Below are 13768 nucleotides of genomic sequence, written 5' to 3' on the forward strand. Positions count from 1 at the left end.
GCCATCGTTCTGTCGCGGTTGCGCGGATCGCACCTGTCCACTGGACGACATGCCGCGACAACCATCCCGCAGCCCCATCCGTTTGCTAACGTGGCGGCGCCTTCGAACCGGGAGATCCCATGTTCCGCCAGACTGTGGCCGTCCTTGCCGTGCTGATTGCCGGCGCCCTGCCCATTGCCTCGCATGCCGCGCCCGCACAGCCGCCGATCTTCGGTGCCTACTACCCCGGCGGTTCGGCCGCGCGCTACCCGGTGTCGAGCATTCCGGCCGAGCGCCTCACCCACCTGTTCTACGCGTTCTCCACCATCGAGGACGGCCGCTGCACGGTCGGCGCCGAAGCGCCGAAGAATTTTGCTGCGCTGGCCGAGCTGAAGAAGGCGCACCCGCATCTGCGCACGCTGATCTCAATTGGCGGATGGGGCGCAGGTGGATTCTCCGATGCAGCGCTGACCGAGGCCAGCCGCAAGCGCCTGGTCGACTCGTGCATGGCGCTGTTTTTCGACCGTCATGCCGGCAGCTTCGATGGCGTGGACATCGACTGGGAGTTCCCGGTCAGTGGCGGACCGAAGGAGCTGGCGCACCGCCCGCAGGATCGCGCCAACCTGACCCGGCTCGCGCAGGCGTTCCGCGTGGCACTCGACGCGCACGGGCGCAAGGAGCGACAGCCGATGCTGCTGACCGCCGCGCTGGCCGCCGGTCGCCTGCAGACCGATGGCCCCTACGATCCAGCAGCGAGCTACGACCTGCCGGCGTTGGCCAAGGTGTTCGATTTCATCAACCTGATGAGCTACGACATGGGCACCGGTTTCTCGGCGGTGTCGACCTTCAATGCGCCGCTGCATGAAGTGCCGGCCGATCCGCTGGCCCCGGAGCTGCGGCGCTGGAACAACGTGGCCGGCGCGGTGCAGTACTACCGCGAGCACGGCGTGCCGGCCGATAAACTGGTGCTGGGCGTACCGTTCTACGGGCGCGGCTTCAAGGTCACCGGCGATGCCGCGGATGGGCTGTACCAGTCCTACAGTGCGCCGGCCGATGCCGGCGACTGGCGGGTGATCAAGGCGCGCTATCTCGATCAGCCGGGTTGGACGAAACACTGGCAGCCGCAGGCGCAGAGCCCGTGGCTGTACAACGCCTGGCAGAAGATCTTCATCAGCTATGAAGACCCGCGCTCGATCGGCCTGCGTGCGCAGTTCGCCCGCGAGCAGGGCCTGGCCGGGGTGTTCATGTGGGAGCTGACCGGCGACGACGAACAGGCCAGCCTGCTCAACGCCATGCTGGGCCCCTGGCAGAAGGCGCGCATCGGCGATTGAGCTGCATCAGGCGATGCCCGGCGCAATGCCGCAACGCCATTGGCCCAACCCCGCACAGCATCGCCACGCCCGCAGCGTTACGCTGCGGGCATGATCCATCTTGAACGCCTGGACCACCTGGTCCTCACCGTCGCCGACATCGACCGCAGCTGTGATTTCTACCAGCGCGTGCTCGGCATGCAGGTCGTGCGCTTCGGCGCGGGTCGTACCGCGCTGCAGTTCGGCCAGCAGAAGATCAATCTGCATGCGGCCAGTGCTCCGCTGAAGCCGCATGCGCTGCGGCCCACGCCGGGCAGTGCCGACCTGTGCCTGGTCACGCGCATGGCGACAGTCGATGTGCTGTCCCACCTGCAGGCGCAGTCCGTTGCAGTGGAGGAGGGGCCGGTTGCGCGCACCGGCGCGCTGGGGCCGATCGAATCGGTGTATTTCCGCGACCCGGATGGCAACCTGATCGAAGTGAGTCGTTACCCCGGCGAGGCATGATCCTGCTTGGGTAGCGTCGAGCTTGCTCGACGGTGCTTGGCGCGAAATCAACAGCTGTCGAGCAAGCTCGACGCTACAGGGGGCGTTGCGCGCAACGGTAGGTAGCGCCGGGGCATGCCCGGCGAAGGTTCAGTTGGCCCAGACGCTGTTGGGATCGCCGTTGCGGGCGCGGCGCTGGCTGGCCACTGCCAGGCGGGCAAAGCCGAAGGCCATGGCCAGCGCGATGGCGTCGACCCAGAACAGCGGCCAGTGGCCACGCGCGGCGGCGCGCCAGAGCCAGTCACCATTGAGTGCGCCGTGCAGCACCGGTACCAGCGCGGTACTGATCGCCGCCGCCCACAGCAACTCGCGTGCGGCCTGCGCCGGGCGTCGCAGCGCGGCCCACAGCGCACAGGCCGCCCAACTGCCGAAGCAGGCCCAGCGGATGCCGCGATCGACCGCCGTCGGCGCCAGCCGCTCCAGCACCAGCGCGGTGACGAACGCGACCGAGATCGCCACGCACAGGCCGATGCACACGCCGACCGTCGCCCGCGCCATGTTCACCCCGGCGCGCGGCTGCTGCGGCTGGCGACGCTTGCGCCGCGACTCGATCCACAGCAGGTTGCCCGAATAGAACAGGAACGCACCGCCAAGGCCGAGCAGGAAGTACAGCCAGACCACCACGCCGTTGCCGAATTCGCCGAAGTGCAGCGCGTAGGCGGCGCTGAGCGTGGCGTGGTTGGCGTCGCGCTGGCCCGGCAGCTGCGAGGCCAGAACGTCGCCGGTGGCCACGTCCAGCGCCACCGCGCCAAGCGGGCCGAGCGTACCGGTGGATTCGCCGGTGATCTCGATGGTGGCATTGGCATCGCCGGCATTGGCCAGCTTCAGGTAGGCCGGCTCGAAGTTGGCCACGCCCTGTGCGCGGGCGACTTCAAGCGCGCGCGCATGCAGCACGCGCAGGCTGCCCGGCGGTGCCGGAATGCCACTGGCATCGCGCACGGGCGCGGTGTCCATCGCCGTCGGCACCGCCTGCAGCGCCTTGCCGTCGTAGATCAACGGGTTGAGCAGGGCCATCTGCACGAACACCAGGCAGAGCAGGGCACCGGTCACCGCGAACATCAGGTGGAAAGGCAGGCTGAGCACGCCGATCACGTTGTGCGCGTCCTGCCACAGCTGCTTCAGGTTGCGGCCCGGACGCAGCGCGAACAGGTCGCCGAGCAGCTTCGGCAGATGGATCACCAGGCCGCTGAGCAGTGCCATGCTGTACAGCAGGCTGACAATGCCCATCACGTAGATCCCGGCCACGGGCAGGCCGAGGCTGTAATGGAGCTCGTTGACCAGTTCGGCCAGTCCGGTCTGCGGTGGTGTGGGGCTGCCGGCGATCTGGCCGGGCCAGGCATAGCGCCAGCTGCCGTCATCGGCCTGCCAGTACGCAAGCGGCTGCGGGTGTTCGGCGCCGGGGAAGGTCATGCCGACGTGGCGGCGTGCCTCCGGATGCGCAGCCAGCACGTCTTCCAGCAGGTACTGCGCATCGTCCAGCCCGGCGGGCAGTGCGGTGGCGGCTCCCGGGGTCTGCCACAGTGGCAGGTCGTGATGGAACAGGGTCAGCGCACCTGCGTAGAAGGCCACGAACAGGCCGAAGCCGGCCACCAGGCCGACCCAGGTATGCAGGGTGGTGAACGTGCGCAGGGTCTGCGAACTGAACTTCATGGGAGAGGTCTCATTGCACCGCGCCGGTCAGGCGCAGCAGCCCGAGCATGGCGAAGCCGGCAGCGGCGCTGCCACCCAGCACCAGCCAAGCGCGCAGCGCGCTGCGGAAACTGAACGCCCACAGGGCGGCCAGCATCCACAGCGGGATGAAAGCGATCAGGGTCGGCACCAGCGCCCGCTGCCAGGGGCCGGGCGGTACCCATGCCAGCAGGCCGGTCGCGGCTGCGGCCAGGAAGAAGCCGGCCACGACGCCAGCGAAGGCGCGCGGCCACATCAGGGCGACTCCGTGCCGGGACGGTGCCAGGCGGCCAGCGCCGGCAACAGCATCGCGGCCAGCATCCAGGTGCACAACATCGCCACCAGGCCGGCGGCAAAGCCGAGCTCGGCCATCCACAGCCACAGCGCGGCGGCAGCGGCGACCAGGCCGATCTGGCGGCCCAGGCGGCCGGCGCGGCGCAGGCGCGGCCAGCGGCAATGCGGCGAAGCGGCATAGAAGGCCAGCGCCGAGAACATCGCTGCCAGCATGCCCAGGCTGCAGAAGCCGAGCGTGGAAAGGCCGATCATTGCGGGCGGCCGGCGCGGCAGCGGGCCGGCGAACGCGGGGCACGGGCGGGGCCGGCGGAAGCCGGTCGGAGCGGGTGGCGCATCACGGGGTCCTGGGGGAAAGCGGGCAGGCTGGCACGGAGCGGCCTGCGCCGACATGGTAATCATTGCAATTTCACGCCGCCAGCGAGGCACATTCAGCCGACCGTACGGTAGTCCTTGGGCTTTCCGGTGCGCTGGTTTAAGATCATCGTAGAACCCTGACTGGAACAAGGTGGCCCGCGCCCAGCGCCGGCCGAGCGTGCGACATGAGCACTACCACCGCCCACTGTTGACCTGCCCCCGAAGGCCCTGTGTTCCAGGCGCCCTCGCGGCGCTTTTTTATTGCCCGGGCGCCGCCCCGGGAACGCTTTCCAGCCCGCCCAGCGGGCCCCGCACGAAGCCACTGCGATGATCAACATTACTCTTCCCGACGGCAGCCGCCGCGAATTTGAAAACCCCGTCAGCGTCATGGAGGTCGCCCAGTCGATCGGCGCCGGCCTGGCCAAGGCCACCATCGCCGGTGCCGTGGATGGCGTGCTGGTCGATGCCAGCGACGTCATCGACCACGATGCCAGCCTGCGCATCATCACCGCCAAGGACGAGGAGGGCGTGGAGATCATCCGCCACTCCTGCGCCCACCTGGTCGGCCACGCCGTCAAGCAGCTCTACCCGGACGTGAAGATGGTGATCGGCCCGGTGATCGCCGAAGGCTTCTATTACGACATCTACTCCGAGCGCCCGTTCACCCCGGACGACATGGCCGCGATCGAGAAGCGCATGGGCGAGCTGATCGCCCAGGACTACGACGTCATCAAGAAGATGACCCCGCGCGCCGAAGTGATCGAGATCTTCAAGGCCCGTGGCGAGGACTACAAGCTGCGCCTGATCGAGGACATGTCCGACGACATCCAGGCGATGGGCATGTACTACCACCAGGAATACGTGGACATGTGCCGTGGCCCGCACGTGCCGAACACGCGCTTCCTGAAGGCCTTCAAGCTGACCCGCATCTCCGGCGCCTACTGGCGCGGCGACGCGCAGAACGAGCAGCTGCAGCGCATCTACGGCACCGCCTGGGCCGACAAGAAGCAGCTCGAGGCGTACATCAAGCGCATCGAAGAAGCTGAAATGCGTGACCACCGCCGCATCGGCAAGCAGCAGGACCTGTTCCACCTGCAGGAAGAAGCACCGGGCCTGGTGTTCTGGCACCCGAAGGGCTGGGCGCTGTGGCAGGTGGTCGAGCAGTACATGCGCAAGGTCTACCGCAACAGCGGCTATGGCGAAGTGCGCTGCCCGCAGATCCTGGACGTGAGCCTGTGGAAGAAGTCCGGTCACTGGGACAACTACCAGGACAACATGTTCTTCACCGAATCGGAGAAGCGCACGTACGCGGTCAAGCCGATGAACTGCCCGGGCCACATCCAGGTGTTCAACCAGGGCCTGCACAGCTACCGCGACCTGCCGATCCGCTATGGTGAGTTCGGTTCGTGCCATCGCAACGAGCCGTCCGGCGCGCTGCACGGCATCCTGCGCGTGCGTGGCTTCACCCAGGACGACGGCCACGTGTTCTGCACGGAAAACCAGATCGAGTCGGAAGTGACGGCCTTCCACCAGCAGGCGCTGGCGGTCTACCAGCACTTCGGTTTCGACGAGATCCAGATCAAGATCGCGCTGCGCCCGGAATCGCGCCTGGGTGACGACGCCACCTGGGACAAGGCCGAAGGCGCGCTGCGCTCGGCGCTGACCGCCTGTGGCGTGGAATGGCAGGAGCTGCCGGGCGAGGGCGCCTTCTACGGCCCGAAGATCGAGTACCACCTGAAGGATGCCATCGGCCGTACCTGGCAGCTGGGCACCATGCAGGTGGACTTCATGATGCCGGGCCGCCTGGGCGCCGAGTACGTGGACGAGAACAGCCAGAAGAAGCACCCGGTCATGCTGCACCGCGCCATCGTCGGCTCGATGGAGCGCTTCCTGGGCATCCTGATCGAGCACCATGCCGGCCAGTTCCCGGCCTGGCTGGCGCCGACCCAGGTGGTGGTGGCCAACATCACCGACGCCCAGGCCGACTACGTCTCGGGCGTGACCAAAACCCTTGCGGAGCAAGGCTTCCGCGTCAGCTCGGATTTGCGTAACGAGAAGATCGGCTATAAAATCCGCGAGCATACGTTGCAGCGCGTGCCCTACCTGCTGGTCATCGGTGACCGCGAGAAGGAAAATGGGGCTGTGGCGGTGCGTACGCGTTCTGGCGAAGACCTGGGCAGCATGAGCCTGCAGGCCTTCATCGAGCGGCTCCACGCCGAGGGCGCGTAAGCAAAGGTCCGGTCCGGGCGCACAGGCACCCGGACCGGTTCGATACCCTTGGGAGAACGTAATATCAGCACCCCTGACAACAAACAGAACCGCAAGAATCAGGAAATCCGTGTGCCGCGCGTCCGCGTGATCGGCAGTGACGGAGAAATGATCGGCGTGTTGTCGCGCGACGAAGCGCTGTCCATGGCCGAAGATGAAGGCCTGGACCTGGTCGAGATCCAGCCGCAGGCCGATCCGCCGGTCTGCAAGATCATGGACTTCGGCAAGTTCAAGTTCGAAGCGCAGAAGAAGGCCAGCGAGGCCAAGAAGAAGACCAAGCAGGTCGAGATCAAGGAAGTGAAGTTCCGTCCGGTCACGGACGAGGGCGACTACCAGATCAAGCTGCGCAAGATGCGCGGGTTCCTCGAAGATGGTGACAAGATCAAGGTCAACATCCGTTTCCGTGGCCGTGAAATGAGCCACCAGGAACTGGGCCGCGAAATGGCCAACCGGATCGAGACCGATCTGGGCGAGGACATCGTCATTGAATCCCGTCCGCGCCTGGAAGGGCGTCAGATGGTCATGATGATCGCGCCGAAGAAGAAGACCTGAGGCCTGACGGGCCGCCTTCCGGGGCGCCTGGCTGAAGGGTTCAGGGTGAGGGGACGCCGCTGGCGTCCCTTTGCTTTTGCAGGACGCCGGTGAATCGCCGGTAAAGGGTTGCAGGGGCTGGTGGCAGGGCGGTTTTGCCTGTATCATGCCCGGCTCGACCCACCCAGGACGGGTCGTACGCCGATCATGGCAGGACGGAAAGAGCGGCCCAGGCCGCCGCCAGATCAGTCAGAAACCAGGGTCATATCCCATCAAGGACATTGCAATGCCCAAGATCAAGACCAACCGGGCAGCGGCCAAGCGTTTCCGCAAGACCGCCTCGGGCAAGTACAAGTGCGGCCACGCCAACCGTAGCCACATCCTCACGAAGAAAGCGACCAAGCGTAAGCGTAATCTGCGTCAGACGGGCCATGTCCGTGCAGAAGACGCAGGCCGTCTGGACCGCATGCTCCCTTACCTCTGAGGAACTGAAAAATGGCACGAGTTAAGCGTGGCGTACAGGCGCGTCGCCGCCACAAGAAAATCCTGGATCTCGCCAAGGGCTATTACAACGCCCGCCGCAAGGTCTTCCGCGTCGCCAAGCAGGCGGTCATCAAGGCACAGCAGTACGCCTACATCGGCCGTAAGCAGAAGAAGCGCAACTTCCGTTCGCTGTGGATCACCCGTATCAATGCGGCTGCCCGCATCAACGGCCTGAGCTACAGCCGCTTCATGAACGGTCTGCTGAAGGCCGGCATCACCCTGGATCGCAAGGTCCTGGCTGACATCGCCGTGCACGACGCAGCCGGTTTTGCTGCGCTGGCCGAAAAGGCCAAGGGCGCGCTGGCGGCATAAGTCCTTCCCGATGCCGTAACCGTTCACTCGGACGGTGTCAGGTCAAGGCAATGCATGGGGAAGGGCGCAAGTCCTTCCCCATTCTTTTTTGGGTCCCGGCGAGGCCACGACGGCAGCGCGGGGACGGCGGTGGCGACAGGGGTCGGCCCTTCGCGCATCGCGATGGCAGATCGACTGGAGTTCCAGCCCCCCATGAGCGACATCCAATCCCTCACCACCCAGGCGCTGGCCGATGTGGCCGCCGCACAGAGCCCCGACGTGCTGGAGCAGCTGCGCGTGGCCCTGCTTGGCAAGAGCGGCAGCATCACCTCGCAGCTCAAGCAGCTCGGTGCCCTGCCGGCCGACGAGCGCAAGGCCGCCGGTGAAGCGATCAACCAGGCCCGCGACGTGCTGACCCGCGCGCTGGGCGAGCGCAAGGCGCTGCTGGAAGACGCGGCACTGGATGCGCGCCTGGCCGCCGAAGCCATCGACATCACCCTGCCGGGCCGGAATGGCGACCGTGCCGGCCTGCACCCGATCACCCGCACCCTGGAGCGCATCACCGGCATCTTCGGCCGGCTGGGCTACGAGCTGTCGGAAGGGCCGGAGATCGAGGACGACTGGCACAACTTCGAGGCGCTGAACTTCCCGCCGCACCACCCGGCGCGCGCCATGCATGACACCTTCTACTTCGGCGACGGCCGCCTGCTGCGTACGCATACCTCCGGTGTGCAGGTGCGCTACATGGGCGACCACGCGCCGCCGCTGCGCATGATCGCCGCCGGCAAGGTGTACCGCAGCGACAGCGACCAGACCCACTCGCCGATGTTCCACCAGGTGGAAGGCCTGCTGGTCGACGAGCATTCGACCTTCGCCGACCTGAAGGGCACGCTGGCCGAGTTCGTGCGCGCGTTCTTCGAGCGCGACTTCGAGATGCGCTTCCGCCCCAGCTACTTCCCGTTCGTTGAACCGGGCGCGGAAGTGGACATCGCCTGGCAGCAGCCCGATGGCAGCACCCGCTGGCTGGAAGTGCTCGGCTGCGGCATGGTCCATCCGAACGTGCTGCGCAATGTCGGCATCGATCCGGAGCGCTACACCGGCTTCGCCTTCGGCATGGGCGTGGAGCGCTTTGCGATGCTGCGCTACGGCGTCAACGACCTGCGCGCGTTCTTCGAGAACGATGTGCGGTTCCTGAAGCAGTTCGCGTAAGCCGCAACCGTGTAGAGCCGAGCCACGCTCGGCTGCTTTCTGGATGGACGCCTGCTTGCGCATGCGCTGGGCGACCCCAAAAACCGCAACGGGAGGCACGCCTCCCACCAGGGTGACACCATGAAATTCTCCGAAAACTGGCTGCGCAGCCACGTCCCGACCTCCGCCTCGCGCGATGAGCTGAGCGCGGTGCTGACCGCCATCGGCCTGGAAGTGGAAGAAGTAACCGCGCTTGGCGAAGGCCTCGATCACGTGGTCGTGGCACGCATCGTTGAAGCCGTGCGCCATCCGGAAGCCGACCGCCTGCAGGTGTGCAGGGTCGATGCCGGGCAGGGCGAACTGCTGCAGATCGTGTGTGGCGCACCGAACGCACGCCCGGGCCTGGTCGCGCCGCTGGCGATGGTTGGTGCGCAGATCGGCGAGCTGAAGATCAAACCGGCCAAGCTGCGTGGCGTCGAGTCCAACGGCATGCTGTGCTCGGCCAAGGAGCTGGGCCTGGACAGCGATGCGTCCGGCCTGCTGGAACTGCCGGACGATGCCCCGATCGGCCAGACCCTGGTCGAGTACCTGGGCCTGCCGGACGCCAGCATCGAGATCAAGCTGACCCCGAACCGCGCCGACTGCTTCAGCCTGCGCGGCATCGCCTACGACGTCGCCGCCGCCACCCGCAGTGAAGTGCTGGATTTCGCCGCCGATGCCATCGTGCCGGTTGGCAACCGCGAACTGTCGATCCAGCTCGACGCCGGCGCCGAAGCGCCGCGTTACCTGGGCCGTGTCATCGAAGGCGTCAATGCTGCCGCCAGGACCCCGCTGTGGATGGCCGAGCGCCTGCGCCGCAGCGGCGTGCGTCCGGTCTCGCTGCTGGTCGACATCACCCAGTACGTGATGCTGGAGCTGGGCCAGCCGATGCACGCCTACGACCTGGGCACCCTGCAGGGCAGCATCGCCGTGCGCCGTTCGCGCGCGGGCGAGACGCTGAAGCTGCTGGACGGCCGCGATGCTGCGCTGGACGACAGCTTCCTGGTGGTCACCGATGCTGACCGTGCGGTCGGCCTGGCCGGCCTGATGGGCGGCTTCGACACCCGCGTCACCGACGCGACCACCGCCGTGTTCCTGGAAGCCGCGCACTTCGCGCCGGCCGCGATCATGGGCCGTGGCCGCAAGCTGGGCCTGCACACCGATGCCGGCCATCGCTTCGAGCGCGGCGTCGATCCGGCGCTGCCGCGCACCGCGATCGAGTACGCCACCCGCCTGGTGCTGGACCTGGCCGGCGGTACCCCGGCACCGGTCACCGAGGCCGTGCGTGAAGCCGATCTGCCGCAGCCGGCGACCATCGTGCTGCGCCGCGCCCGCATCACCCGCGTGCTCGGCATCAGCATCGACGATGCCGAAGTCGAGCGCATCCTGCGCGCGCTGGGCATGGACGTGGTTGCTACCGCCGAGGGCTGGCAGGTCACGGCGCCGAGCCGCCGCTTCGACATCGCCATCGAAGAAGACCTGATCGAAGAGCTGGCCCGCATCCACGGTTACGAGCAGATCCCGACCACGCTGCCGGGCGGTGCCTCACGCGTGGCGATGCCGAGCGAGACCCAGCTGGACGCGCTGAGCGTGCGCCGCCAGCTGATCGCCCGTGACCAGCAGGAAACCGTCAACTTCGCCTTCGTCGACGACGCGCTGCTGACCCAGTGGCAGCTGCGCGACGGTCTGGTGCCGCTGGCCAACCCGCTGTCGGCGGAACTGGCGGTGATGCGTCCGTCGCTGCTGCCGGGCCTGGTCGCCACGCTTGGCCGCAATGCCGCGCGCCAGCTGGGCCGCGTGCGCCTGTTCGAGATCGGCCGTGTGTTTGCCCAGCAGGGCGGAGACGGCCAACCGGCGCCGCTGGAAACCCCGCGCGTGGCCGCTGCGGTCTGCGGTGAGGCGCAGGCGGTGCAGTGGGGCCTGCCGACCCGCAAGGTCGATTTCCATGACCTGAAGGGCGACCTGGAATCGCTGGCGGCTGCCAGTGGCGCGCAGCTGGAGTTCCGTCCGTCGGCCCGCGCCTACGGCCACCCGGCGCGTTCGGCCGAGGTGTTCCGCGATGGCGTGGCCATCGGCTGGATCGGCCAGATCCATCCGCGCCTGGCGCGGGCGATGGAGATCGAGGCCGACGTGTACGCCTTCGAGCTGGACCTGGAGCCGCTGACCGCCCGTCGCCTGCCGCGTGCCGGCGAGCTGTCGCGCTTCCCGGCGGTGCGCCGCGACCTGGCGTTCCTGGTGCCTGAGCAGGTGGCCTGGGCCGACCTGGCGGCGACCGTCCGCCAGGCCGCCGGCCCGCTGCTGCGCGACCTGAACCTGTTCGACCGCTATGTTGGCCAGGGCGTCGAGCCGGGCTTCAAGAGTCTCGCTATGGGCTTGATTTTGCAGGACAAGTCGCGCACTCTGACGGACCGCGACGTGGATGCGGTGGTGGCCGAGGCGGTCACTGCCATCGAGCGTGAACACCACGCCCGGATCCGCGGCTGAGCGGGCAGCACTCGGGGGTAGTAGGCAATGGCATTGACCAAGGCGGAGATGGCGGAAAAGCTGTTCGACGAAGTCGGTCTGAACAAGCGTGAAGCCAAGGAATTCGTCGACGCGTTTTTCGATGTGCTGCGTGAAGCATTGGAACAGGGACGTCAGGTGAAGCTGTCGGGCTTCGGTAATTTCGATCTGCGGCGCAAGAACCAGCGCCCGGGTCGCAACCCCAAGACCGGCGAGGAAATTCCGATTTCCGCCCGTACGGTGGTCACCTTCCGTCCGGGCCAGAAGCTCAAGGAGAGGGTGGAGGCTTATGCTGGATCCGGGCAGTAACCGCGAACTACCGCCGATCCCGGCCAAGCGCTACTTCACCATTGGTGAGGTCAGCGAGCTGTGCGACGTCAAGCCGCACGTCCTGCGCTACTGGGAAACCGAGTTTCCCAGCCTTGAGCCGGCCAAGCGCCGAGGCAACCGCCGCTACTACCAGCGCCATGACGTGCTGATGGTGCGGCAGATCCGCAGCCTGCTGTACGAACAGGGCTACACCATCGGTGGTGCCCGCCTGCGCCTGGATGGCCCCGATGCCCGCGAGGAATCGGCGCTGAGCAACCAGATCATCAAGCAGGTGCGCATGGAGCTGGAAGAAGTGCTGCAGTTGTTGCGCCGCTGATCCCATTTCCATCGTAATCCGCTATACTTCACGGCCCGCCGCACTGGCGGGCACATCGCAGCATCAGTCGGGGCGTAGCGCAGCCTGGTAGCGCATCTGCCTGGGGGGCAGAGGGTCGTCGGTTCGAATCCGGCCGTCCCGACCACTGTGATGAATCAAGGAGCCTGCGCAGCAATGCGCGGGCTTTTTTGTGCGTTCTGCAGATCTGATCAGTCTTCCGCGAAGCGGTAGATGAGTTCCGGATCGCCTTCATCCAGGCCATGCACGATGCCGCTGCCCACGAAGCCGGCGGCAGCGAGCAGGCGTTGCATGCCCGTGTTGGAGGCATTGGTCGAGGTGAACAGCTTGCCGCCACCGCGCCACGTGATCGCGTGCCGCAGCAGGATGGCGCCGATGCCCTGGCTGCGCTGTTCGCGCGCCACCATCAACATTTCAATGAAGGCTTCGCCAAAGAAGTGGTGATGGATGACCAGGTAGCCGACGATCTTGCCGTCCTGCTCGGCGACCTGCACGACGCCGTGCGCCAGCCAGTCGGCAATCTGCATGATCCGCCGTGGATCAGTGGCTGCCACGCTGTCGAGCGCGATCAAGGCATCTGCGTCCTGCGGAATGCCGTCGCGCAGGTGCGGAGAAGAGGACGTCCGGTTCATCGCGGGCGCAGCTTCAGCAACAGGCCGCCACCCGACACAAAGCAGGCGAGCAGGACCGCAATCGACAGCGGCAGGTGGAATTCACTGCGACCGAACAGGGCAAAGGTCAGATGGATCAGTGCCGTGCCAATGCCGAGCCCCCCGCACGCCAGTGCATAGCTGCGCGCCGTGGATGTGCCCAGCACGATCTGGCGATAACCCCAAAGCACGGCGCCGACTGCGAACAGGTTGAACAGCAGGAAGCCCTGGATGCCACCGGGGACATGGAACATGGCCCATTCCTGCCAGAACGCAGCGTCGATCTGATGCAGGATCAACGCCAGCAGCGTCGCCAGATACCATCGTTCCATGTCGTGCTCCCTGCCGTGCAGGCCATAGTCTATCGACTCCGCCTGGCACGCACGCCTGCTCGATGCAGCCAGCGCGCGGCCGGCAGTCAATACACCCGGAACTCGGCACGGCAGCCGTCGCTGACCCACACCCCACGGCGGTCCCAGCCCCAGTTGCGGTCCTCGATGCAGGCTGTCACCGATTTCTGCCTGACCAGCCGTACCTCATGGCGCACGCGAATCCGGCACTCCTTGTCCTTGTTCTCGTAGGACTCGCAGACCAGGCGTTCGCCCTCGTTGTCGCGATCACGGCTGCGGCCACGTCCCGGCCAGCGGCCGTGTTCGTCGGCAACGAACTCGGCGCGGCAGCCGTCGGTCACCCACAGCATGCGCCGGCTCTGGCCCCAGTTCTGGTCTTCCACGCAACGGGTCACCGACAGCTGCCTGGCCAGGCGCATCGGTCCCTCGATGGGGCATTGCTCGGTCTTGTTGAACTGGGATTCGCAGCGCAGCGCTGGAATGTGATCAGTGTCGTAGTCCTGGGCGGCCACGGCGGTGGCGGCCAGCAGCAGGGCAAGGGCGGCGCCGGTGATCGGCAGCAGCGGGCGAAGGGTCATGGGGGAGCCTCGGGCG

The 13768-nt window shown here is 66.8% G+C and carries 16 protein-coding genes and 1 tRNA gene; 11 read left to right on the forward strand and 6 right to left on the reverse strand.

Annotated elements, in window-relative coordinates; genetic code table 11:
• The first annotated feature begins 119 nt into the window (after positions 1–119).
• Positions 120–1310, forward strand: a complete 1191-nt coding sequence (locus AC5P9F_RS10140) for a glycoside hydrolase family 18 protein (protein WP_060380654.1) — start codon at positions 120–122, stop codon at positions 1308–1310.
• Between the two features lie 90 nt (positions 1311–1400).
• Positions 1401–1793 (forward strand): VOC family protein, encoded by a 393-nt coding sequence (locus AC5P9F_RS10145; RefSeq protein WP_076739784.1) that lies wholly within the window; start codon positions 1401–1403, stop codon positions 1791–1793.
• A gap of 129 nt (positions 1794–1922) precedes the next feature.
• Here AC5P9F_RS10145 and AC5P9F_RS10150 read toward each other — a convergent pair whose 3' ends face one another.
• Genes AC5P9F_RS10150 through AC5P9F_RS10160 form a run of 3 tightly spaced genes read right to left on the reverse strand, consistent with a single transcriptional unit; the run spans position 1923 to position 4046 of the window.
• Positions 1923–3482, reverse strand: a complete 1560-nt coding sequence (locus AC5P9F_RS10150) for a PepSY-associated TM helix domain-containing protein (protein ID WP_043035728.1) — start codon at positions 3480–3482, stop codon at positions 1923–1925.
• Positions 3483–3492: 10 nt separating this feature from the next.
• A complete protein-coding gene (locus AC5P9F_RS10155) occupies positions 3493–3756 on the reverse strand; it encodes a hypothetical protein (protein ID WP_033835141.1) in 264 nt (87 codons plus the stop codon).
• The gene (locus AC5P9F_RS10160; protein WP_495231938.1) at positions 3756–4046 is read right to left on the reverse strand and encodes a hypothetical protein; all 291 of its coding nucleotides are present in this window, start codon (positions 4044–4046) and stop codon (positions 3756–3758) included. Before AC5P9F_RS10160 ends, AC5P9F_RS10155 begins: the two co-directional genes overlap by 1 nt.
• A 429-nt stretch (positions 4047–4475) precedes the next feature.
• On the opposite strand from AC5P9F_RS10160, the gene thrS reads away from it, so the two are divergent.
• The 9 genes from thrS (at position 4476) to AC5P9F_RS10205 (ending at position 12301) form a co-directional block, all read left to right on the forward strand.
• Positions 4476–6377 carry a threonine--tRNA ligase gene (thrS, locus tag AC5P9F_RS10165; protein WP_005410438.1) on the forward strand — a complete coding sequence of 634 codons (1902 nt, stop codon included), beginning with the start codon at positions 4476–4478 and terminating at the stop codon, positions 6375–6377.
• 48 nt (positions 6378–6425) lie between these two features.
• On the forward strand, positions 6426–6968 hold the full coding sequence (infC, locus tag AC5P9F_RS10170; RefSeq protein WP_005410437.1) for a translation initiation factor IF-3: 543 nt from the start codon (positions 6426–6428) through the stop codon (positions 6966–6968).
• Between the two features lie 265 nt (positions 6969–7233).
• A complete protein-coding gene (rpmI, locus tag AC5P9F_RS10175) occupies positions 7234–7431 on the forward strand; it encodes a 50S ribosomal protein L35 (protein ID WP_005410436.1) in 198 nt (65 codons plus the stop codon).
• An 11-nt stretch (positions 7432–7442) separates the two neighbouring features.
• The gene (gene rplT, locus AC5P9F_RS10180) at positions 7443–7802 is read left to right on the forward strand and encodes a 50S ribosomal protein L20 (RefSeq protein WP_005410435.1); all 360 of its coding nucleotides are present in this window, start codon (positions 7443–7445) and stop codon (positions 7800–7802) included.
• Between the two features lie 192 nt (positions 7803–7994).
• Positions 7995–8990, forward strand: coding sequence for a phenylalanine--tRNA ligase subunit alpha (locus tag AC5P9F_RS10185; protein ID WP_005410434.1), 996 nt, complete (start codon positions 7995–7997; stop codon positions 8988–8990).
• Between the two features lie 120 nt (positions 8991–9110).
• Positions 9111–11492: a phenylalanine--tRNA ligase subunit beta gene (pheT, locus tag AC5P9F_RS10190; protein WP_099497999.1), complete on the forward strand. Its 2382-nt coding sequence runs from the start codon at positions 9111–9113 to the stop codon at positions 11490–11492.
• 27 nt (positions 11493–11519) lie between these two features.
• Positions 11520–11819, forward strand: coding sequence for an integration host factor subunit alpha (locus AC5P9F_RS10195; RefSeq protein ID WP_005410432.1), 300 nt, complete (start codon positions 11520–11522; stop codon positions 11817–11819).
• Positions 11800–12156: a MerR family transcriptional regulator gene (locus AC5P9F_RS10200; RefSeq protein ID WP_005410431.1), complete on the forward strand. Its 357-nt coding sequence runs from the start codon at positions 11800–11802 to the stop codon at positions 12154–12156. Before AC5P9F_RS10195 ends, AC5P9F_RS10200 begins: the two co-directional genes overlap by 20 nt.
• Before the next feature lie 68 nt (positions 12157–12224).
• A tRNA-Pro gene (locus tag AC5P9F_RS10205) sits at positions 12225–12301 on the forward strand.
• Between the two features lie 64 nt (positions 12302–12365).
• Here the strand turns inward: AC5P9F_RS10205 and AC5P9F_RS10210 are convergent.
• From AC5P9F_RS10210 to AC5P9F_RS10220, 3 genes are read right to left on the reverse strand one after another with little or no spacing between them, the layout of a single operon-like run.
• A complete protein-coding gene (locus AC5P9F_RS10210; protein WP_005414059.1) occupies positions 12366–12806 on the reverse strand; it encodes a GNAT family N-acetyltransferase in 441 nt (146 codons plus the stop codon).
• The gene (locus AC5P9F_RS10215; RefSeq protein WP_241899284.1) at positions 12803–13246 is read right to left on the reverse strand and encodes a DUF6713 family protein; all 444 of its coding nucleotides are present in this window, start codon (positions 13244–13246) and stop codon (positions 12803–12805) included. The genes AC5P9F_RS10210 and AC5P9F_RS10215 overlap by 4 nt, the downstream gene beginning before the upstream one ends.
• The gene (locus tag AC5P9F_RS10220; RefSeq protein WP_005410428.1) at positions 13243–13752 is read right to left on the reverse strand and encodes a DUF3011 domain-containing protein; all 510 of its coding nucleotides are present in this window, start codon (positions 13750–13752) and stop codon (positions 13243–13245) included. The genes AC5P9F_RS10215 and AC5P9F_RS10220 overlap by 4 nt, the downstream gene beginning before the upstream one ends.
• Positions 13753–13768: the final 16 nt, after the last annotated feature.

It is taken from the genome of Stenotrophomonas sp. YJH_SMC_4, assembly GCF_059371575.1.